The sequence below is a fragment of the Rhodopirellula sp. J20-39 genome, assembly GCF_057365095.1.
Map to the genome: position 1 here is coordinate 6,115,733 of NZ_CP195123.1, position 21,207 is coordinate 6,136,939.

Genomic DNA, 21,207 nt, shown 5'->3' on the forward strand with positions numbered 1-21,207 from the left:
GTGGGGCATCAGATGGCGACGATATCTTTTGCGATCTCGCTTTCGCCCGAAAACGCCCCCCACCCCCATCTGGCGATACCGGCTCCATTGCCGAGCACCAATGCAGCGATGAAAAACGCCATTTTTGTCCTCTTTAGACCGCCTGTGTTAGACTAAAGGTGTGTTCGGTGGGTACATCCACTTGCTCGATCCGTTCTCTATTGCAGTATGCGACATTGAATGTCTCATCCGGATCGCTCCCCTTTTCGCCTTCCACATCGTCCTAAATGGGTCTCAATGAATCACTCTGACACGACGGAAGTTTCAAGATTCCCGCACGCATTCGCTCTGGCGGGAGCATTTCCACGGCTTCTGGGGCTATTCCTGGTCGTGGGTAGCGGCGTATTGGCTGTTGACTCGCTTCACGCTGCCGAGACGGACAAGCCACCCCAAGTGGCACTGATCGACGATTCGATTGCCCAAGTATGGCGGGATTACGAAGTCCGCCCCGTCGCTGACGCTAGCGAAGCGATTTGGTGCCGACGCGTGTTTTTGGACGTGATCGGACGCATTCCGAACTACGAAGAACTGTCCGAATTCGTTTCCGATCGCTCGCCTAATAAGCGTGCGGAACTTGTTGATCGCCTACTAAACGATGACCGCTACACCGAGGAATACGCGAGCCACTGGTCAACGATCTGGACCAACTTGTTGATTGGACGCAGTGGAGGGACTGACCGCCGTGATCTCACCAATCGCGATGGGATGCAGAAGTATCTTCGAGACTGCTTTGCACGTAATAAAACTTACGACCGAATGGTCTACGAGCTGGTTTCGGCCGAGGGATCAACCAAGCCAGGCGATAGCAATTTCAACGGCGCTGTCAATTTTTTGATAGGTAAAGTCAACGAAGACAAAGGAACCTTGGCGACCAGCAGCACTTCACGCATCTTCCTAGGTCAACAGGTTCAGTGCACTCAGTGCCACAACCATCCGTTCAATCAGTGGAAACAACAAAAGTTCTGGGAATTCAACGCATTCTTCCGCCAGACGCGTGCCTTGCGCCGATTCATTGACGGGACCAACGACATCCAGTCGGCAGAATTGGTCAGCGAAGACTTCGCTGGTGAAGCGGGAACCCCCGAAGACGCGTTGCTGTTTTACGAGCTTCGCAATGGCTTGCAAAAGGTTGCGTACCCCGTCTTCACCGATGGTACCGAGATTCCTCGAAGCGGGTATCTCGAAGATGTCAATCGTCGTGAAGAGCTAGCATCGTTGATGTTAGAAAGCGAGTATCTAGACAAGATGATTGTTAACCGCATGTGGTCCATGTTCATGGGATATGGATTCACCCGGCCTATCGATGACCTTGGCCCACACAACCCTTCGTCACACCCCGAACTGTTGGACACGCTGGGCAAAGAATTCCGCAAAGCGAGTTACGATCTGAAACAATTGATCACTTGGATCACGCTCAGCAAACCTTACCAACTTGAATCTCTGCTCAGTCGCGGTAACGAGATCGACGATCCATCGATCGGTGAATCGCCTAAGTTCTCGCGATTCTATTTGCGACAAATGAGCGCCGAACAACTCTATGGATCACTGGTATCGGCGACCGATGCCAAGTCACGCGGTACCTACGAACAACAGGAAGCGGAACGCCGGAAATGGCTGTCACAATTTGTTGTGGCGTTCGGTACCGACGAAGGCGACGAAGCAACCACGTTTAACGGATCGATTCCCCAGGCATTGATGCTATTCAATGGTGACTTGACCAAAAACGCCACCAGTTTGGAGCCAGGTTCGTTCATCGATCGCTTATCGAAATACGGCAAATCGCCGCGAGATCGCCTGACTCGCCTATTCATGACCGGCGTGGCAAGACGGCCGACGAAGCACGAAGTTGCGATCGCCGGAAAACTGCTTGCCGCTCGAAAAGGTAATGAAAAGGAGATGTTGCAAGACCTGTGGTGGGCAATCATCAACAGCAACGAATTCATCATGCAGCACTAACGCTATCCGAAGCAGCGATTCAATTTTGAATTCGCTGCTTGATCGTCACCGAACTCTTACCCAATCCATTCGCCCGTTTCACCAGGACATATCATGGACCTTTCAACACCTCGCGGCATGACTCGCCGTCACTTCATGAACCACTTGGCTGGCTCGTCCGCCGCAACGGCAGCGGCGATGACGCTGGGTGGAGCGATTCAAGCGAACGCTGAAACGATGAAGAAAAATCGCAAATCAGCCATCATGTTATGGATGGGCGGTGGCCCGCCAACGATTGATATCTGGGACTTGAAGCCGGGTGCACCAACAGGCGGCCCCTTCCGTCCGATCTCGACGACCGGCGATATGCAGATCTGCGAACACATGCCGATGATGGCGAAGCAGATGAAAAACATGTCGGTCGTCCGCAGTATGTCGACCCGCGAAGCCGACCACATGCGAGGCCGCTACTACATGCACACCGGCTTCGTACCCAACCCCAATATCGAGCATCCCAGTTACGGGAGTGTGATCTCCCACGAACTGATTAGCCAACGTCCTGAACTGGATATTCCTCCATTCGTTTCGGTCGGCGGCGGCAGCACGGGTCCAGGGTTCCTAGGCATGGCTTGGTCGCCGTTCTCGGTTACCAGCAACGGTCGCGTCCGCAACCTGCAAATGAAACTGGACGACCAACGATTGATGCAGCGAATGGCTGCACTAAAGATGATTGAAGGCGGCTTCATGAAAAAGACGAACGGCTCACCCGCAGCCGAACACGCCAAAGTCTTGGACAAGACATTGGCATTGATGACAAGCGACCAGATGAAGGCGTTCAAGGTCGACGAAGAACCCACCGAAGTGAAAGAACGGTACGGCACCGACAATTTCGGTCAAGGCTGCCTGTTGGCTCGCCGTCTTGTCGAAGCTGGTGTTCCCTTCGTCGAAGTGGACCTCGGCGGCTGGGATTTGCACAACAACGCCCACGCGACCATGGAAAATCAAAAGCTACCTGTCTTGGACCGGGCAATGAGTGCGTTGGTCGAAGATCTTGAGCAACGGGGTTTGCTGCAAGACACCGTTGTGATGTGGATGGGCGAATTCGGACGAACCCCTCGGATCAACCAGAACGCAGGCCGAGATCACTTCGCACGGGCTTGGTCCTGTGTCGTCGGTGGCGGTAACTTGAAGGGCGGACTCGCGGTGGGTGCAACCAACAGCGACGGCACCGCTGTAGACACTGAGCCCTTCAGCAGCGAAGATCTAATGACTACCGTGTGCAAGGGACTCGGAATTTCAACCGACACCACCTACACCAGTAAAAGCGGCCGTCCCATGAAAATCGCGGGCGGCGGAAAACTAATAAGTGAACTGATTGCGTGAGTCAACTTTCGCCTGCGGAACTCATTCTGCGACACCAAAACGGAATTTGGCGTTACCTGCGGGCGCTTGGTTGTGATGCTTCGACAGCGGACGATTTGACGCAGGAGACGTTTCTGCGAGTACTTCGGCGGGATACATTCGTTCAACACTCGGATGTCGCGACCTCGGAGTACCTCCGTCGCACCGCTTACAACTTACTGATTTCCAATCACCGAAAACTCAAGCGAGTTCAAGTCAGTGATTCGGTACTTTTATTGGACGAAAGCTGGCAGCGATGGGCGGGCAAGGATCTAACCGGCGACGAAGCAGTCGATGCGCTTCGGAATTGCTTAGAAACCCTGTCTGACCGTGCTCAGGACGCGATACGCATGCGATACGTCGAAAACCTTCCTCGCGTTGAAATTGGCCTAGCTTTAGGAATTTCGGACCATGGAGCTCGCAATCTGCTGCAACGAGCCAAAGCCCAACTTCGGCTATGTGTCGGACAGCGCATTCGTACCGAATCGTCCACCTGATACGCCTACTTCACTTGCCACATCAAACCGTTCAAAGGAGTCAATCGCCGAAGCAACTCGCTAGCCGATTCGATCAAGTCCATGACCCAAACGCCTCCTCCATCCTCTGACTCACTTACGCCGGATACGGTTGACCCCGTGCTCGAAGTCCTGCTTGATGAGGTACTTGGTGATCAGTCGCCACCGGATCAGTCCGCGGCGATTCTTCGGCGACTTCACGACACCAGTTCCATTTCAACGGTGGTCCGAACTGATTCCGCTAGGAACAGCGCCGTAAAGGACCCTCGCAAGAAGTCCTTCTCGTACGGCGGCGGCTTATTAGCCTTGGTTGCCGGCGTATTAATCGTTGCGGGAATTGCCGCCGGACTTCGCAGCCAACTTACCGAACTGCACGTTGCCAACACCCCTCGACCTCTTTCGCCCGATTCAGGTCGCCGGCTCGCCGATTCGGCTTCATCCCAATCGCTGAACTCGCTCGCTGGCTCGAGCCCCTCTGGGATTTCAGATTTTCCGCCACAAGACACTCCATCCGTTTCCGGTAGCGAAGATCTAAAAGGTCGTACGATTGATCCAGGCGACGGATCCTCGGACTCGTCCATGAAGTCGCTGGACGCTCTTGCGACATCCGAATCATCACATCCGTCGGATGATCCAGCTTCGTCTTCATCTACTGACACTGCCGAAGCGGATGGCTCAGATACCCAAGTAGCGACATCCAAAACAAATTCGGCAAGCAAGATTGCACAACCGGGTTCACTGAAGTCGGTATCACGTGACGTGAACCTGCACTTGGTCCGCTACTGGGATCGGATTCACGTCGAGCCTACTGAGCTGCTGCCCGCCGCCCAAACGGCCGAGCGTCTTTGGCATCGTCTTCAATTGCGATTGTCTCCCCGTGCGATCAACAACAGTTGGGTGCTTCGTAATGAACTGCAAGGCAACAACAATATGCAGGCCTTGGCATCGCACCTGCTGCAAGAGTTAACTCCTGGTAACAACCTGCCGGCCGATCACCCGAGCACGCAAAGGTTGTCTCAACAACTGCAGGAGACGCTGCGTCTGGGCAAGGGGGCCGACGAACTGATTGTCGGTTGGCTAACCAAAGCAGACCCAAATGGTGTGGTTCCACTAGGCCCTCAACTGCAAACCCTTGATCCACATTCGGCCGTTGTCTCAATATCCTCTCTGACCAGCAACTTCGATCGTCGTTGCCAAAGTTGCCACGACTTACCACCAGTTGGGCAACCTGTCGCAACTCAAGCGGACTACCGAGAATTCTATGCAAACATCGCTCCGATCTTGCATTCGGACCCGTCAAAAGACTCACCATCGATTGCCACACTTCGCAAACAAGCGACAACCGACCTACCAACATTGGGCAAACGTTGGTTGGGCTCGCAACGTCTTGCCAGCGGCCTTGTCGACTGGGTTTGGCGAACCGTGCATGGCCGGTCCTTGGTTTCCAGCCCCTATGACCTAAGAGGCGGATCGGATGACGAATTAAAGGCATTGCACGATGAGTTAGCCAACGACTTGATCGCTAGTGAATTCAACCTATTGCGCACCATCACGTTGGTCATGAACGAGTTCATTGTCGGTCGCCGACCACCCGCCGCGATGAACCGAAATCGAATCATGATGGCGGGCGACACCGAGTGGACAAAGGCGCTCTTAGCGGTTGATTCGTTTGCAGCATCCGCACCGGATAGCAAACCGTCGTCCCGATCCCAGCGACTCAATATGGTTGCCCAAGCCGTCCAGTCACGAATCGGAACTCGAGGAGCGGGGCACACGATCTTGGCGCAACCTATGGGATCCGAAAGCGTTCCTACCGATCAACGCCAAACTTCGACAATGGCACCGACCCAAGAAATCTCTGCCGCAGCTTTGGCGGGAATGCCAATCCGTTCATCGGTTGTCATGCCGGGCTGGATCAATCAATTACCGACGTTTGAAAGCCGCCGCGATCATATTGCCCACCTTGCTGGCAAATCACGGTTGTCATCATCGATCGCTTCACTTGCAGACCAGATGCAAAAAGCTGGCGAAGACGAGGCGTTAATCTTGCAGCGAATTTGGTGGATCATCCAGGGACAAGAGTAGGCGGCGGACGTTTTCAGCCGACTCAGCTTCTTCAGCCGATCGAAGCCACGTGTGTCGATGGCACTCCGATCCCGTTGCGAGCGGTTGGTTAGAATCGAAGCGACGCGATTTCTTATCGACGATCCACAGCGAGCTCGGTGCAGCTAAACGCAAACGAGATCCGCAAGGGAGACAATCAACTTCGCGTGCCCCGCCTCGATTGCATTGATCGGCTTTTCAAAGGCGACTGATGTCCATACTTGTTCCTGGCAAGCCCAGCGACTGAGCCACATTCCGCTGATGCACCGTGTCGAAACAAACGATGCGAAAATGTGAAGCTCATCGTCTACGACCGCCATCCCGGCTTCGCTGGCTTTAGCCGCAATCACATTTAACGCTTCGGGACGAATTAAAATCGTCTGGGCCGTCGCATCCCCGGCAAACCGGCCCTGCAAACGAGTGGCAAGTTCTACATTGATTGCCCCCATTCGATGCATCGCAATTTGATTAGGCGGTGCCATCCCCAAGCTGGCTGCGACTTGGAGTGTCTTGGGCTGTCGGTAAACTTCTTCGGGCGTGCCTGCCTGAACGATTTCGCCATCGTGTAAAACGACAATCCGATCGGCCAACTGCATCGCTTCGCCGCCGTCGTGAGTCACATGCAAGATTGCGGTTGATGGATAGTCACCGCCTCGTCGACGATCGCAACGGCCTAACATCTCAACAAACTCAGCTCGAAGCGATGCATCGAGTCCGTCCAGCGGTTCATCCAACAATGCAACGGCCGGTTGTCTCAAAAGCACTTTGGCCAGTGCAGCCCGTCGTAACTGCCCACCACTTACCTGATCAGGACGCCGATCCAGCAGATTGCCGATTCCAAACTCAGTGGCGATCCGTACAACGGCATCTTCGGGACTACCAACCGGGCTTTGCTGCGAGGACCGCTGTAACGTGCGACGTAGCGACCAGTGTGGATACAGGCGGTCGTTTTGAAATAGCAAAGCAACATCGCGTTCCTTTGGTGAGACTCGATCCAGTGACCGACCGTTCAAAAACATCCTTCCAGAGTCCGGAACAATCAATCCCGCAATCGTCTGTAACAGCGTACTTTTCCCACCTCCGCTAGGACCGAGAACAACACAATACTCGCCCGGTGAAACGATCAAATCGATGCCTCGAAGCACTTCCGACTTACCATAGGCCAGTCGGACTTGTTTAAGACACAAAACACTCGCAGCGGGATCTACCGTAGCGGTCATGTCGAAAGCAAACGTTCGAAAATAGCTCTTACCTCACTACGAACCATACTGCACTCGGACAGGATCACATTGACATCCGAACGATTTAGCAGAAACGCGAGCTGCTTCATTTCCAGTGTGTCCCGGACCCCATCGGCAGACAGCGGTAACTCATCCCGAGACGGAGTATTGATCAATCGCAGCTTCGTTTCGATGTTACGCAAATACCGATAGTGTTCGATCAAACGCTCGGTATCGGACGCATCGTAAACTCCGTGGTCGGACAGTTCTTTCAATCCATCGATTACTCCGGTCGCCGCTATCGATTGCTCGGAAGTTGAGTATCGCAATTTGCCTGCAGCAAAAGCAGCGAGAACATCCGCGGTTCCGCCAGTTCCTCGCTTCAGATTATTGGGCGTGGCGGTCGATTCACTCCGTTGCCGAATCGCCTTCACTTCCTGTCCATCAATCTCGCGCCAACTGACCTGCGACAAACCCTTCTCGATCACCTTCCGCACCTGTTCCATCGCACCTTGCGTGCCGGATACGGGGCGGGCTTGGCACAATGCCAAACGCTGCCATAAGGGACAAACACCATGCCGAAAAGGCTTCGCAAACTGCCGTAGCGAATCAGTAAAAATCGTCTCATCGACGCCCCGCGAAAACGGCAGATTGACTTCATAGAGCCGTCCTTTCTCGCTGTCGATCCGGTGGATCACGTTCTGAACCAACTGATTGAAGAATTGGCGATTCGACAAAGTCGTGCGTGGCCCACCGACACGGCGAGTCGTTTCGCCATCAGCCGTATAGACGAACGCCAGATCAAGGTCGCTGTGGTAATTGGTCTCGCGTCCACCAAATTTGCCCAACGCGATCGCTACCAATTCCGATGGAGCCCCTGACTTGTCGACTGGATCGCCGAACCGAATCGCAAGCTGTTCTTGTTCGTCTTCGATCACACGCCGCAGACAGGCTTCCGCCGTGTCGCTTAACGTCCGACCGATCGCATCAAACGACTCTTTATTCAGCAAGTCACGCGCGCCAACCATCAAGTGACTACCAGCCTTGAACGCATGCAGAATCAGTTCAAGATCATCCGCCGCAGCACAAAGCCGGATCGACTGAGCGTCCAGCCTTTCAGCGGATGGCAAACGATCCATCACCAGAGAATCGATCAGCTCATCAATCATGCCTGGGTTTGTTTTCAGAATATCAGTCAAATAAGGCGCCAACGAACACAGTTTGACCATCAAAGCCAACGTCGCTTCGTTACTTCCTAAAAGCTCCCACAGAGTTGCTTTCGCCCCAATCGAATCGGCGACCTCGACCAAGCGGCCAAGCGTCAAATCCGGAGCAGGCATTTGAGAGACTTCTCTGAGCAAATCCGGTGCAACTTTGGCAAAGAAGTGGCGACAACGCCTTGGCGACAAAAAAGAAACCGTCTCATGGCTGAGCGAAGAGAGATGATCAATCGCTCGATCGACGTGCTCAAACCCATACCCAAGGATGACTTGACGATACGCATCCATATCCGGATCGGGATCTAAGATCAGTTCAGTTTCAATCGCGACACCGTCTTGCACAGGTACGAGATCAGCGGAATTGGATGCGGTCCCGTTGACCGGAGTCGAGGTTGCCTCTTGAACCATCAGATGATTGATAATCTTGCGGTCTACTTCGAGTGTCTCATTCAGCAACTTCTCGAATCGCTCGACGTCGCCCTGCTCGCGGTCGTCGCCCTGATTCGTTCCCGTGCGTACGCCCAACCGCCATGCTAATCGTGCTCGTAGCGTTTCGTCGTCGGGCAGGTGGGTGACACGGTGGTCAAACAAAACGGCAAGGTGATGTTCCAATCGGCATAGACGAGCATGATTTTCGGAAAGCAGCGACGCTTCCTGGACCGTCAGGCAACCATGCCGCCCCAGAGCCGCAATGGCGTCCAACGTTCCCGGCACTCGCACTTCTGGCAATTCTCCACCATGCAACAACTGCAAGAACTGAATCGTTAGCTCGATATCTCGTCGTCCGCCTGGGCAATCGGCGATTGGAGTTCCCGCTTGGGAGTCGGACGACAGAGCACGCTTTTCCAGCTTGCGTCGCAAGACACGAATGTCCGCTATCTCACCACGGGTGAGCAGTTGGTGGTAAACCCACGGCTCGATCCGCTTTAGGAAGCTTCGCCCCATTGCTTTGTCACCGGCCACGACCCGTGCTTTGACAAACGACAAACGTTGCCAAGTTTGGTTTTCACGTTCGTAGTGAGCTGCAGCCTCTTCGGCGTCATGAAAATCGATTCTTCTTTCTCGACTGTTCCCATCTCGCAACAAGTCGCTCAACCGCTGCGTATCACTCCAGCCAGCATCCTCGCCCGGTTGGGAGACAAAATGCAGGTTCATCGAAACCACCGGATCACGATCCGCACCCAGCAAACCAATCAAACTCGACACAACGGCGCGATTGAACCGCAAATGGCTCTCGTTTTTGCGATCGATCTGGTCACAAAGTAATAGCAGGTCTAGAGGCGAGTCGTATCCAATTTCCAACCCGCCATAATTCCCCAAACCGATAATCGCATAGGTCGGCTGCGAACCATCAATACGCTGCGGAACCGGATGGCGGGTCGCCACCTGCTCGATCACAAAGTTCAGCGAGGCTTCAAAGATGGCGTCCGTCACGTGACTGATTTGTCGCCCAACTCGATCCGGCGGTAGCCCTTTGGCGAACTCACCATAGGCGACTCGCAAAATTTCTCGCCCTGCGAATCGGCGGATCGCCACGGCTGCCCGAGCGATCGTGCCCACGGTTGATAATTCTGCTGATAGCTCATCGACCAAAACATCCGGCGGCGACGGCGCACCGTCACTGGCGCGGATTAAATCGAAACTTTCTGGATCTCGAATCAAGAGTTCCGCAATCGCCTCGCTGGTCGACAGCACCTGCAGTAGCGCGGGCAACGCTTGAGAATCTCGTTCGAACAACGCCAATAAAGATGTCGGGCTACGGGAAACGTCGACAAACCTCGCGAACGACTCCAAAGTAGGTTCCGCATCGTCAACCTGAGCAATCGCCTGATCGAGTGCCGCCCATAGTGACGTCAGCAAGTCCAGAGAGGCGCCGCTGGTCGCGATTTGATAGAGGGCTCGGCGAACCCGATCGGCGTCCGCAAATTGCTCGGCTCGCAGTGGCTCGAAAGTCTGCCACGGGGGCAATGTTCCGCTGGCGTTCAACTTCGCAGGCTCATCGTTTGTCAGGCTATTGGCGGATCAAGCATTACACGGTCATCAGTTTCAACCGAGCATAATGCAATTGCAGTTCGCAAGGAGAATCTGACTTGATCTCTCTGACAAAGTTTAAGCACCTCCGGACGATTGTTGTAGCGGAGTCACTTATTGCGTCCGTCGAGATTTTTGAGGGTCTGAAGTGAAAACCGTTTCCCGCCACCGCGAAACCTAACCTAGGTTTAGACATGCGAGACGGGGGAACGTTTGGCATGGAAGTTCGAAACGTTGAGGTCGGTTCCGCGGAACCAACGGGTGTTGCATTGACGCAACAGCGCGTTGGATTCGTGCATCGGTCACGCCGCATGTCTAATCCTCCCCACAGGCAATCCAACTTGCCTAACCTCTTTCGTGACAACGACTTGCCATGATATACGCGATACCCACCGTGGACGCTGGCACCAACCGTGCTTGGTATCTCCCTCCCAACCGTGTTGATGACCGTTCGGAAACTGAGGAGACCTTGATGGGTAAGAAATTCAGCCGCCGTAGCCTGCAGGACGATGCCTTCGATGCTGAAGATTCCGTCTCCCGACGCTCCCGCACCATGGGGCAAGATTTCGCGGACGCAATCTCCGAAGACCCAGACTTAGCGATCGCATCGGAAGATGACGCCCATGCCCGCCGTGAAGAAATGTTAGGCGACCCGACTGAAGATCCGGTTCGCATGTATTTGATGCAAATGGGCCAGATCCCATTGCTGACGCGAGACCAAGAGGTTTCAGCGGCTCGCCAGATTGAGGCCACCCGCGAACGCTACCGTCATTGCATGATGGCTACTGACTTCATGCTGCAAGCGGCACTGAAGTTGTTGCAACAAGTTCGTGACAAACAATTACGCCTCGACCGCACGATTGAAGTCAGCGTCACCAACGCGGCTGAAAAGAAGGCGATTATGAAGCGGATCATCCCCAACACACGCACACTCGATCACCTGCTTTCGCAAAACCGCAACGACTACATGTCCGCGATCAACAAGTCGCTTCCCATGCGTCGTCGCCGTGCCGCTTGGCGCAATCTTGTCATCCGTCGTAACAAGGCTGTGCGTCTTGTCGAGGAGATGAATTTGCGGACTAACAAGCTGCAACCGATCTTTGAAAAGCTGCGTCGCAGTGCATTGCGGATGATTGAAATTCGTCAAACGCTTGCCAAGCCCGAACGGCTTGCCCTGCCAGGCATGCCTACCGAGGAAGAACTTCGCGGCGAGCTTCGGTACCTCATGCGGTTGACATACGAAACACCTCGCACACTGGAACGTCGAGTCGATCGTTGCGACACGCTTCGCGATGATTACGATGCCGCAAAGCGAGTTCTTTCAGCCGGTAACTTGCGATTGGTTGTTTCGATCGCCAAGAAGTATCGCAATCGAGGCTTGTCGTTCCTGGACCTGATCCAAGAAGGCAACACCGGTTTGATGCGAGCGGTCGATAAGTTCGAACACGCTCGTGGCTACAAGTTCAGCACGTACGCCACGTGGTGGATTCGTCAAGCGATCACTCGAGCCATTGCCGATCAGAGCCGGACCATTCGCGTTCCGGTTCACATGATTGATACGATGAACAAAATTCGTCAGATCACCCGCGACCTCGTTCAAGAACAAGGCCGTGAACCCACTCCGGAAGAAGTCTCCGCTCGAAGCGGTTTGTCGGTCGATGACACGCGTATCATCTTAAAGATGGCTCGCCAGCCGTTATCGCTCGACCAACCCGTCGGTGATTCTGAAGACAGCGTCTTTGGTGAGTTCTTGCAAGACCATCGCGATCAAGACCCATTGGTCGAAACGAATCGCGAAGCGCTCAAGCAACAAATCGACCTTGCGATGGAAACACTCAACTACCGCGAACGTGAAATCTTGCGGCTACGCTATGGCCTAGCCGACGGATACACCTACACGCTCGAAGAGGTTGGTCGAATCTTCCAGGTCACCCGAGAACGCGTCCGCCAAATCGAAAGCAAGGCTGTCCGTAAGTTGCAGCAACCCTACCGAGCGAAGTCGCTGGTCAGCTTCCTTGATGGTGCCGATTTGACTTTGTTCGAAGGTAGCGAAGCGATCTAGAGTTTCCGCCACACTCGATGCAAACTCGCGTCTTCGCCTTCCAGCGATGCCACCGTCAAACGGAGGGTGCTTGAGCGAGTACAGGCGTGTTAGAATTAGGGGAATGGTTTGGCGGCATCATTAATGCCGCCACAACATCCCACCTCAAATTTTCGGGCCAAACAGTCTTGTTGCGTCTCCGAACTCACCGATCACGAACTGTCGATTTATCGTTGCCAGAGGCCGCTAAGCCGCGGCAATTTGCGATAAAATCCCACCTCGTGATCGTTTTCGCATTGCTCGCAAGCGTTTCCTCTTGCGTCGTCGCCATGGCCGACGACGCGTCTCAAGAACGGCTCTTCCGCCAAGAATTAGTTCCACTACTGCGGACCTATTGCTACGACTGTCATGGTGAGTCGGACGGTGAAGGCGGGCTATCTTTAGAAGCGGATGACTCCGCAAACAAACTGCTCAAAGGTCGACAGCATTGGATGCGTGCGAAGGCTCAAGTCCAGCTCGGCTCAATGCCACCGGCCGACAGCGACCCCATGGATGCGACATCTCGCAGTCGGATGGTGGAGCTAATCGACCAACTCGCCAATTCCATCAATTGTGTGCAGAACCCCAATGCAGGCAAAGTCACATTGCGCCGTTTGAATCGCAACGAATATCGCAATACGATTCGCGATTTGACGGGAGTGGATTACAAGCCCGCGAATGATTTCCCCGGCGACGATGTCGGCTACGGATTCGACACCATCGGTGACGTACTCTCGCTGCCGCCGTTGCTGATGGAAAAATACCTCGATGCCGCGGAGCACATCGTAGGCGAAGCAATCCAAACCGCTGAGCCACCGCAAACATTTGCCTTCGCGATGGCGCCACTGCAGTTGAAAGGAGCCGGTCAGTTCGATGGTGAGCGATCGTTGGCGATGAATCACAACGGCAAGGTCACTCTCGAATTCGCAGCTCCCTTCGAAGGCGATTACACGATTGCGATGGTCGTTAGCGGAGACCAAGCAGGCGACGATCCCGTTCAGATCCGAGTGCAGTGCAGTAGTAAAGCTTTCACGATCGACATTCCCGAATTCGAACCGGCCGAAAAAACAGTCACGTTCCGGCTCGGAAAAAAGAAGCACAACATCGACATCGCGTTCCTGAATGACTTCTATGCACCGAAGTCCAAGTCACGTGAGAAACAGGATCGCAACTTTCGACTTCACCACATTGAAGTTTTGGGAAAAGAACGACGCAACAAGCATGTACCGGAGACCGACTTAACCGCCAACCATCAACGCTTGCTTTTCGTCACTCCCAGTAAGTCGGTCTCGTTCGAAATGGCTGCGTCGGCGGTGCTGAGCCGATTCGCGTCCCGCGCCTACCGCCGGCCGGCGTCCAAGTTCGAAGCGGAACGGCTAATGCAGTTTGCAAAACAGGTCCACGACGGTGGCGCAACATTCGAAGAGAGTATGCAAGTAGCGATGCAGGCCGTTTTGGTTTCGCCTTACTTTCTGTTTCGAGTCGAACGGCCACGAACTCCGAATGCCGAAGGACGAATGCCAAGCATCAACGAATACGAATTAGCAACTCGCATTTCGTATTTCCTCTGGAGCAGTATGCCGGACGACGAACTGCTTCTGATGGCCCATCGAGGTGAACTTCGCGATCAAGCAAAACTGCGAGACAAGATCGCCCGGATGATTGTCGATCCGCGTTCCAGTCGTTTCGTTCGCAGTTTCGCATCGCAGTGGCTGCAGTTGCGCAACTTGGATCGCGCCGAACCTGACACGCGAATCTACCAATCCTTTAACGATACGGTACGCGAATCGATGCGGATCGAAACGTTGATGTTCTTCTCACAATTAATGAAGAAGAACCAACCGGTTACGCGTTTGATCGATGCGGACTTTACCTACTTGAACGAGTCATTAGCGAAGTACTACGAAATCCCCGATGTCAAAGGCGAACAATTTCGTCTCGTGTCGCTGAAAGATACACCGCGGGGCGGACTGTTAACTCATGCCAGTGTCCTAACGGTTACCAGTAACCCGACACGAACCAGCCCAGTCAAACGCGGCAAATGGATTCTCGATAACCTGCTTAACTTGCCGCCGGCTCCCGCACCGCCCAACGTCCCCGAACTGGACAAGGGACCGCTCGTCGGCTCGCTGCGAGACCGGATGGAACAACACCGGTCCAATCCCGCTTGTGCAGCATGTCACAGTGTGATGGACCCACTAGGTTTTGCTCTAGAAAACTTCGATGCGGTCGGACGATTCCGTACGCGTGATGGCAACGACCGGATTGACGCGTCCGGCGAGATGCCCGATGGAACGCAATTCGACGGGGCAGCCGGACTGCGGCAACTTCTTTCATTACAACGAAAAGAGCAATTCGTGCGATGTTTGATCGAAAAACTGATGACCTATTCACTAGGACGAGGCACCGAATACTATGACAAATGTGCGATCGATCGAATTATGTCGGAGTCAAAACCCAACGATTATCGGTTTGCCGACGTGATCACGGGTATCATCGAAAGCGATCCATTTCAAAAGCAAGGGTTTCGAGAATAACCATGGCCAAGACAATCTCACGCCGAACCGTGCTCCGAGGTTTGGGGACAACGGTCGCATTGCCGCTGCTTCACGCCATGCAACCTCAACGCTTGCTCGCGTCGCCGGGGTCACTCGGATCCGCCGACGCTGGATCGCCACCGCTACGGATGGGATTCTTTTATGTCCCCAACGGTGTGCACATGCCGGACTGGACACCAAAGAAAATCGGTTCTTCTTATGAGCTACCGGAAACACTCTCGCGGTTGGAAGCTCATCGAGATTCTTTCAATGTGTTGACCGGCCTCGCCCTCGACGGGGCGCGTGCTCACGGCGACGGTGCCGGCGATCACGCTCGCAGCGTAGCTGCTTTCCTAACCGGAGCTCATCCTCGCAAGACCAACGGTGCCGACATTCAAAACGGTGTGTCGGTTGACCAGGTCACAGCCCAAGCGGTTGGAGGCACGACACGATTCGCTTCGCTCGAATTAGGCCTTGAAGCGAGTGCGCAAGCTGGAAATTGCGACTCGGGCTATAGCTGTGCGTATGCATCAAACATGTCATGGCGTGGCCCCACCAACCCGATGGCGAAAGAGGATGACCCTCGACAAGTTTTCGATCGCATGTTCGCCGGTCACACCAAGCAAGATACCAGTCGAGCGAAGAGCGAACGGGAAAAGCATCGCAAGTCGATTTTGGACTTCGTTCAAGAAGACGCCAAACGCCTGCACGCTCATCTTCCCGTGGTCGATCGTCGCAAACTTGACGAATACCTGTACTCCATCCGCGACGTCGAAAAACGAATCGGTGGCGTCGAAAAGCTGGACATGCTGGAAGAGGGTGCCGCCGACTATCCAAGACCGCTGGGCGTTCCGCGTGAACTTTCCAAGCACAGTGAACTGATGATGGACATGATTGCGTTGGCCTACCAAACCGATAGCACGCGGGTCCTGTCATTCATGTTCGCGAACGCAGGAAGCAATCGCCGGTATAAGGAAATTGACGTCAACGAAGGACACCATGAGCTTTCCCACCATGGCAAGAGTCGTCATAAACAGGCGGAGGTTGCCAAGATCAATCGGTTCCACCTCGATCGCTTCGCCTATCTATTGAATCGCTTAAAACAGATTCCCGAAGGTGAGGGTTCGCTTCTGGATCATTGCATGATTGTCTACGGCAGCGGCATTAGCGACGGTGACCGACACAATCACGACGACCTACCGATCCTGTTGGCTGGTGGTGGCGGAGGCCGAATCGAAACCGGCCGCCACATTCGGTATCGAGACAACACCCCGCTGTGCAACCTGTACCTGTGGATGATGAACCAGATGGGTGTCAATGCGTCGCAGTTCGGCGATAGCAATGGCGAGCTTGACCTAAACGTTTGACTGTGAGACCGGCTACCGCATGGCGTTTAAGCCGATCTCGGCGATGGCTTCCCGCGACGATTCTTGGACTCGGGTTACTAGGACTGGCCAGCGGTTATTCCCTGGACACCGCCGAGTACTGGCTACAGGCGTCTGGAGTAGCCGGCCCCTTAGCGTTCATCGCTCTGGGCACGCTTCTGATGTGCCTGTTTGTCCCCAAAACTCTGGTTAGCCTGGCCGCTGGAGGCCTGTTTGGTGTCGTCCAGGGCTGCTGGGTGCTAAGCGTGACGGCGGTTGTCGCGGCCTGTGTCAATTATCACATCGGCCGTTGGTCGCTGCATCACGATGCGTTGTTTTCCTCCGAAGACCAGGCCGCAGGGTCATTGGAGGATGCCAACCACGCCGCTAAAGTTCGAGGCAGGTTGCTGCGTCGGATTGCAACCACAGCCAATCAAGCCGGACTTGGCTTTCATCTGCTCGTGCGACTCTCGCCGATCCCAACAACGGTGATCAGCTACGCCATGGGTGCTGCCTCGGCCAGACAAACTCCCTACATAGCGGCCGCTCTAATCGCCACGATTCCGCAATGGCTTTGGGTGTACTGTGCAGCGAGCGCTACCGAAGGGACTTCCTCCGCTGCGAAATGGCTTAGCGTCGGCTGTTCCGCCACCGCAGCGATCGTGCTGTCAGTGTGGGTCCCACGCCAACTATTCCGTGTTCGAGACGTTTAGCAGAAATGACGCTAGGTCGGAAGCAACAAGACTTTGACTAGCGGCCCAAAGCTAGGTCAACCAGCGAATCGAAACCGACACGATCGTCGCGACGGATAATGATTCGGTCACCGGCGCGAAGTGCATAGTCAGACTCAGGTCGGATTTGTTCTTTGTCACGCGGTGAGAACTGGATGTCCATTCGCACGCCTTCAAAACTGGCTGGTGATGGGCGGTAAAGTGCTGCCTCAATCCGGCCCAGCTTTTTAATGACCCCGGTTTGTTTCAGCAATGTGCTGACAAAAATGCCCGTTGGCATCGCACCGTTGGAGCTCGAAGCTTCCGCTGCAGTTGGTAGCGGCAATACCCGAATCGGCTCTGCGTCACCCACGACCTGCAACACGATGGAGTTGGTGACTTTTGCCTTCCGGACCGCTTGGTAAACGTCCTGGGTGAACGAACTGGACTGCAACGTCACGTTGCCCCCCACAGGCATGTAGCCGTCACCTGGGGCCTCTTGCTGAATGATGCCAGCCGAACTCAATCCGCCCATCATGGACTCGCTGACATCGGGCATCTTCATCGAAGGCATCGAAAACAACGAGCACCCGGGTGCAAAGCTAACCATCAATAAGACAAACAGCTTTAGCCGGATCGAAACTTCGTCGCGTCGGGAAGCGGCAGACATGGATCTAGTTCGGTTCAGAAGGATGCCGGTTGTGGCGAACAGGTACAATAGGCAAACTTTGCCGGTAGAAGATTCATCGACTCCTCGCCCCTACTTTCTTGACGAAATTTCCGTGTTTCTCTCAACCATCCTCGATGTCGCAGAACAAGCCGGCCGAGATGGCAAATCTGATTGCTTCAAATCCCTCCACCCGAATGCACGCAAGCCACCGGGAGCACTCAAGCATAGAACAACGCGAAGATCTGACACCAGAATCGCGGTGTTCGGGTTGCCTAGCTTCCATTCGGTTGATAGAAGCCCGTACAGTGAAAATTATCTACCCGCTTTCTCCCTCTTCACATTCAACACAGGTGCCTCTCCATGAACGCTGGCCCTCGTTTCAATACAGCGAACTCGCCGTCAGATCGACGAAACCGGAAACGTGGTGTCATCGGCGTCATCTTTCGCGATGAGCAGCTTCTCGTCATTCGCCGCTCCATGACCGTCAACGCGCCTGGGAAACTCTGTTTGCCCGGCGGCGGCATTGAAGTGGGCGAATCAGAGGAGGAAGCCTTGATCCGCGAGATGCAGGAAGAGATCACTATGGACGTCACGCCAGTGCGTCTTTGCCACCGCAGCGTGACTCCTTGGGGCACACGTCTGGCTTGGTGGATTGCCGAAATCGATCCTGCGGTGCAACCGGTCGCCAACCCCGATGAAGTCTCCGACATTTTTTGGATGAGCCCCAGTGACATCGCACGCGCTTCCAACGTGCTTCCAAGTTTGCCGGAGTTTATCGCTTCATGGCGTTCCGGCGTGATCGAATTGCCTTGGAAAGCAGACCACGATCCGGTCTAGCTCAGCCTTCATAAGCTCAGGATTCGCAAGCGATAGCGACACAAGTTGTGGCTGTTCAGCTAGAGAGACCGTCCAGCCGTTTTAGGCTGATTTGCCGTCGTTGATTCAAAAGAGATGTGAACGTCGATAGACTAGGCAGCCCGCGTCAACGTCTTCAGCGATGCCTCAGACAATTGCTTCTCTGATTGCGTTGCAGACGATTTCATCGCCTCGGCCATCTGTTGAGAACCTTCAGCGTGGTCGCTTGGCATTGCCTCAGACGGATCCGCAGCCCGCTCCAGACTAGCCAGACTGGTTTGGACAGCCATCGAGATCTGATCCAGATCATCTGTCTCGTTTGCGTAGATCGGGTCACCGAAACGACAATCAAGCTTAGTGAACGGCAACGGAATCTGCATTCGATCCCAAGCCTTCGCAAAGATGTATCGCCGTTTTGGAATCATTACCACGGGCAAGATTGGCACACCGGTCTTCTGGGCTAGCATTGCCACGCCTTTCTGCACGGTTCCGCGTGGCCCTTTGGGACCGTCAACGGCTAGCACCGCTGGATGCCCCTTTTCAACATGCCGAATCAACTGCGTTAGCGCCGTCGCACCACCTTTGCGTCCGTGCCCGCTGCTGCCACGAATCGGCACGCACCCGCAACTCTTTAACAGCGGTACCAACAAGTCGCCGTCGCGTGACCGTGACACTAAAGCACCGGTTTCGGGATCAGACAGCGCGACCGCAGCGACCTGATGGGCATGCAAAATCGCGTAGACGAATTGGCGCGAACTATCACGCTTGATTTGATCACGTCGGTCATTGACGACGTGCAAACGAACGGTTCCTCGAATGAGCTTAAAAGCCCAACGAGTTAAGACCATACCCGCTCGTGCGGTTACCTTGGCTTTGCGTAATTTTCGGGGCATCTATCGCTCGAATTGATCCCAAGGAATCGCTTGGTAGGTGACTCGCATTTGCTGAGCCTCGCTTATCTGCTTTTGTATCTTATCGCTGATCCCAGGGACCAGCACAGTTTGTGAGTTCAACCGAATCGTAACAGGTGTCGAGTTATCGCCGACCATTCGTTGCATTTCGACATCAATGCGATCCGGAATCAATTGCCGCTGAGTCATCACCGCATTCAGACGCATGCGTGCAAACGGCGGCACGCCACTGGGGCGGGAAATGTTCAACCGACATGCCCAGTCAACGAACCGACCATACTGGATCGCATATTCGGGATCAGCAGGAACGGCGGCGGTCACTTGATAGCGAGTTCCCTTGTAGGTCATTTCGTATCCCGTCGCCGACGTGGGCTCTATCTGGGCGTCCATCCCAAGTCGTTCACGGTGCTGTGGATCCGTGATGGAAGCCTCCGCCTGAGCACTAACGCGTACGAGTGACTCCGTTGAAGCGGTCGCTTGTTTTCGACTGTTTCGGTTCAGCAGCACCACTTGAGAGCTCGGCAGATCGAACATCGTCCAAGCACGTTGATCACCACTGGGAAAGTCGTAAAAAACGCCGTCTTGGAATGCGATCCGATGAGTCTCCACAGGTGCAGATTGACCACCCTGAAAGACCTCCGTAACAATCACAAAACTTTGCTGCTTTGCCGGTGCCGCGAAGCTCGCCGGTTGAACTGGTTGTGCATTGATATCTTGTTGTGCGTTGACATCAGCGCATGCGGCGATCCCCAACAGCACCAATACACTGAGGTGCACTCGTCTGTCGGCAAACTTCAATGTGGACCAAGTGTTAGGGATCATCCCGCAAACCTTCCAATAGTTCTGGTTATCTAAGCAGGAATTACCAAACCCACCGTTTCAGCTCCACCCCAGTCCCGAAGTACCCACAGGATCATGCCCGTATCTTGTCACCCGGAACCGATCGATTTCGTCTGAGATTTGCCTATCAATTCGCTTCCACGCCAGAAAGAGTCTCACTAGCCACATTCACAGACGCAAAAATTCAGTGGCGAAAAAATCCAGCGGTCAAAAAATTCAGTGGGCGCACAAAAAAACCTTCCCCAGAAATGCTCGGGAAAGGCTCTTGTATGGTCAGGTTGTAATGCGAATTCGCTTGAACGCGACTTCACGTCACATGATCCAGTCAGATGACTAGATCATTTCCTTCAAGCCCTTGAGTGGGCGGATGGTCAGCTTCTTGCTGGCTGGCTTTGGGTTCAACCAGATTTCTTCGCCGTTGGCTGGGTTGCGACCCTTACGCTTTGGCTTGGCAGGCACGTCCTTCAGGACGATCTTGCACAAACCAGGGATAGCGAATTGGCCAGCACCACCTTTTTGGAGGGACTTTTCAATTTCGCCTGCCAAAGCATCCAAGACGGCGGCAACATCCTTCTTGGTCAACTCAGTTTCTTCAGCGATGTTGGCAAGAATTTGAGTTTTCGTAGGAGCTTTGGGTGGGATAGCTGCGGGCATGGGCGACACCTGTCGTATGAGGTTAACAGAGACTTCAAAAACCAGAGATTTGTTAAAACGGCCGGAAAGAGAAACATGTTTCCCTCCGTCGCGGTGCAAGTGTTATGTCGCTGATCGAAAAC

The 21,207-nt window shown here is 54.3% G+C and carries 15 protein-coding genes; 9 read left to right on the plus strand and 6 right to left on the minus strand.

What is annotated here, in order from left to right; translation table 11 throughout:
- The first annotated feature begins 276 nt into the window (after positions 1-276).
- From ACR3ZL_RS22295 to ACR3ZL_RS22310, 4 genes are all read left to right on the plus strand, one after another.
- Complete coding sequence (locus tag ACR3ZL_RS22295; RefSeq protein ID WP_473650887.1) at positions 277-1,995, plus strand: DUF1549 domain-containing protein; 1,719 nt, start codon at positions 277-279, stop codon at positions 1,993-1,995.
- Positions 1,996-2,088: 93 nt separating this feature from the next.
- Positions 2,089-3,357 carry a DUF1501 domain-containing protein gene (locus ACR3ZL_RS22300; RefSeq protein WP_473650886.1) on the plus strand — a complete coding sequence of 423 codons (1,269 nt, stop codon included), beginning with the start codon at positions 2,089-2,091 and terminating at the stop codon, positions 3,355-3,357.
- Positions 3,354-3,872, plus strand: coding sequence for an RNA polymerase sigma factor (locus ACR3ZL_RS22305; RefSeq protein ID WP_473650885.1), 519 nt, complete (start codon positions 3,354-3,356; stop codon positions 3,870-3,872). The genes ACR3ZL_RS22300 and ACR3ZL_RS22305 overlap by 4 nt, the downstream gene beginning before the upstream one ends.
- Positions 3,873-3,953: 81 nt before the next feature.
- Positions 3,954-5,975 carry a hypothetical protein gene (locus ACR3ZL_RS22310; RefSeq protein ID WP_473650884.1) on the plus strand — a complete coding sequence of 674 codons (2,022 nt, stop codon included), beginning with the start codon at positions 3,954-3,956 and terminating at the stop codon, positions 5,973-5,975.
- A gap of 143 nt (positions 5,976-6,118) precedes the next feature.
- Here the strand turns inward: ACR3ZL_RS22310 and ACR3ZL_RS22315 are convergent, their stop codons facing one another.
- Positions 6,119-7,213 carry an ABC transporter ATP-binding protein gene (locus ACR3ZL_RS22315; protein WP_473650883.1) on the minus strand — a complete coding sequence of 365 codons (1,095 nt, stop codon included), beginning with the start codon at positions 7,211-7,213 and terminating at the stop codon, positions 6,119-6,121.
- Positions 7,210-10,419 carry a [protein-PII] uridylyltransferase family protein gene (locus ACR3ZL_RS22320; RefSeq protein WP_473650882.1) on the minus strand — a complete coding sequence of 1,070 codons (3,210 nt, stop codon included), beginning with the start codon at positions 10,417-10,419 and terminating at the stop codon, positions 7,210-7,212. Before ACR3ZL_RS22320 ends, ACR3ZL_RS22315 begins: the two co-directional genes overlap by 4 nt.
- A gap of 418 nt (positions 10,420-10,837) precedes the next feature.
- Between ACR3ZL_RS22320 and ACR3ZL_RS22325 the strand changes: the two genes are divergently transcribed.
- From ACR3ZL_RS22325 to ACR3ZL_RS22340, 4 genes are all read left to right on the plus strand, one after another.
- Positions 10,838-12,526, plus strand: a complete 1,689-nt coding sequence (locus ACR3ZL_RS22325) for a sigma-70 family RNA polymerase sigma factor (RefSeq protein WP_473650881.1) — start codon at positions 10,838-10,840, stop codon at positions 12,524-12,526.
- Between the two features lie 308 nt (positions 12,527-12,834).
- Positions 12,835-15,081 (plus strand): DUF1592 domain-containing protein, encoded by a 2,247-nt coding sequence (locus ACR3ZL_RS22330; protein ID WP_486172977.1) that lies wholly within the window; start codon positions 12,835-12,837, stop codon positions 15,079-15,081.
- Positions 15,082-15,083: 2 nt separating this feature from the next.
- Positions 15,084-16,448, plus strand: coding sequence for a DUF1552 domain-containing protein (locus ACR3ZL_RS22335; RefSeq protein ID WP_473650878.1), 1,365 nt, complete (start codon positions 15,084-15,086; stop codon positions 16,446-16,448).
- 2 nt (positions 16,449-16,450) lie between these two features.
- Positions 16,451-17,158: a TVP38/TMEM64 family protein gene (locus tag ACR3ZL_RS22340; RefSeq protein ID WP_473650877.1), complete on the plus strand. Its 708-nt coding sequence runs from the start codon at positions 16,451-16,453 to the stop codon at positions 17,156-17,158.
- Positions 17,159-17,195: 37 nt separating this feature from the next.
- Here ACR3ZL_RS22340 and ACR3ZL_RS22345 read toward each other — a convergent pair whose 3' ends face one another.
- On the minus strand, positions 17,196-17,825 hold the full coding sequence (locus ACR3ZL_RS22345) for a hypothetical protein (RefSeq protein ID WP_473650876.1): 630 nt from the start codon (positions 17,823-17,825) through the stop codon (positions 17,196-17,198).
- Positions 17,826-18,185: 360 nt separating this feature from the next.
- Here ACR3ZL_RS22345 and ACR3ZL_RS22350 point away from each other — a divergent pair, with 360 nt between their 5' ends.
- Complete coding sequence (locus ACR3ZL_RS22350) at positions 18,186-18,662, plus strand: NUDIX hydrolase (protein ID WP_486172978.1); 477 nt, start codon at positions 18,186-18,188, stop codon at positions 18,660-18,662.
- Between the two features lie 131 nt (positions 18,663-18,793).
- Here ACR3ZL_RS22350 and ACR3ZL_RS22355 read toward each other — a convergent pair whose 3' ends face one another.
- The 3 genes from ACR3ZL_RS22355 to ACR3ZL_RS22365 form a co-directional block, all read right to left on the minus strand.
- Complete coding sequence (locus ACR3ZL_RS22355) at positions 18,794-19,573, minus strand: lysophospholipid acyltransferase family protein (protein ID WP_473650873.1); 780 nt, start codon at positions 19,571-19,573, stop codon at positions 18,794-18,796.
- Positions 19,574-20,413 carry a hypothetical protein gene (locus ACR3ZL_RS22360; RefSeq protein ID WP_473650872.1) on the minus strand — a complete coding sequence of 280 codons (840 nt, stop codon included), beginning with the start codon at positions 20,411-20,413 and terminating at the stop codon, positions 19,574-19,576.
- Between the two features lie 351 nt (positions 20,414-20,764).
- Complete coding sequence (locus tag ACR3ZL_RS22365) at positions 20,765-21,085, minus strand: HU family DNA-binding protein (RefSeq protein ID WP_473650871.1); 321 nt, start codon at positions 21,083-21,085, stop codon at positions 20,765-20,767.
- Positions 21,086-21,207 lie beyond the last annotated feature (122 nt).

Coding starts and splice junctions, on each gene's coding strand:
- ACR3ZL_RS22300 (WP_473650886.1), top strand. CDS start 2,089: ATGGACCTTTCAACACCTCGCGGCATGACTCGCCGTCACTTCATGAAC.
- ACR3ZL_RS22365 (WP_473650871.1), bottom strand. CDS start 21,085: ATGCCCGCAGCTATCCCACCCAAAGCTCCTACGAAAACTCAAATTCTT.
- ACR3ZL_RS22310 (WP_473650884.1), top strand. CDS start 3,954: ATGACCCAAACGCCTCCTCCATCCTCTGACTCACTTACGCCGGATACG.
- ACR3ZL_RS22325 (WP_473650881.1), top strand. CDS start 10,838: ATGATATACGCGATACCCACCGTGGACGCTGGCACCAACCGTGCTTGG.
- ACR3ZL_RS22295 (WP_473650887.1), top strand. CDS start 277: ATGAATCACTCTGACACGACGGAAGTTTCAAGATTCCCGCACGCATTC.
- ACR3ZL_RS22330 (WP_486172977.1), top strand. CDS start 12,835: ATGGCCGACGACGCGTCTCAAGAACGGCTCTTCCGCCAAGAATTAGTT.
- ACR3ZL_RS22350 (WP_486172978.1), top strand. CDS start 18,186: ATGAACGCTGGCCCTCGTTTCAATACAGCGAACTCGCCGTCAGATCGA.
- ACR3ZL_RS22360 (WP_473650872.1), bottom strand. CDS start 20,413: ATGATCCCTAACACTTGGTCCACATTGAAGTTTGCCGACAGACGAGTG.
- ACR3ZL_RS22335 (WP_473650878.1), top strand. CDS start 15,084: ATGGCCAAGACAATCTCACGCCGAACCGTGCTCCGAGGTTTGGGGACA.
- ACR3ZL_RS22355 (WP_473650873.1), bottom strand. CDS start 19,573: ATGCCCCGAAAATTACGCAAAGCCAAGGTAACCGCACGAGCGGGTATG.
- ACR3ZL_RS22345 (WP_473650876.1), bottom strand. CDS start 17,825: ATGTCTGCCGCTTCCCGACGCGACGAAGTTTCGATCCGGCTAAAGCTG.
- ACR3ZL_RS22315 (WP_473650883.1), bottom strand. CDS start 7,213: ATGACCGCTACGGTAGATCCCGCTGCGAGTGTTTTGTGTCTTAAACAA.